This window comes from Bartonella sp. AA86SXKL (genome assembly GCF_042196885.1).
The window spans coordinates 1-339 of the sequence record NZ_JBHIRE010000415.1; the positions used below are offsets into that span (position 1 = coordinate 1).

General features: G+C 38.6%; 2 pseudogenes. Both read right to left on the reverse strand.

What is annotated here, in order from left to right:
- Positions 1–219 (reverse strand): annotated as a pseudogene (locus ACFIO5_RS12335) (dual-specificity RNA methyltransferase RlmN); the annotation flags it as partial.
- A 40-nt stretch (positions 220–259) separates the two neighbouring features.
- Positions 260–339 (reverse strand): annotated as a pseudogene (locus ACFIO5_RS13635) (invasion associated locus B family protein); the annotation flags it as partial.

A 339-nucleotide genomic window follows, 5' to 3' on the forward strand; every position in this document is an offset into this window, starting at 1 on the left:
ATCAAAATTTGAAACACCACGTACATAAAGCCAATGCCAAAGTTGACGTACGCGCATACGCGTTTGACGTTCTGGAATACCTATTGCCTTTAAAGCTTCCGCCATTTCATCCTGCGATAAGCCAATTAAAGAGAGTTTAGATCTCTCTTTCACGATAATATTATCTGACTCTCGTACAGGACATGTACCAATTGGTCTAAGATCATATGAAACGGCCATTTTCTTCAATTTATATCGCTATTTTAGAGTTACAGAGACCTTAATGGCATTTTTGTGCCGCATTTAATGCAGCGGTTACACCTTTTAAGGAATAAATATAAGTCGTATGCGTTCCCCGTT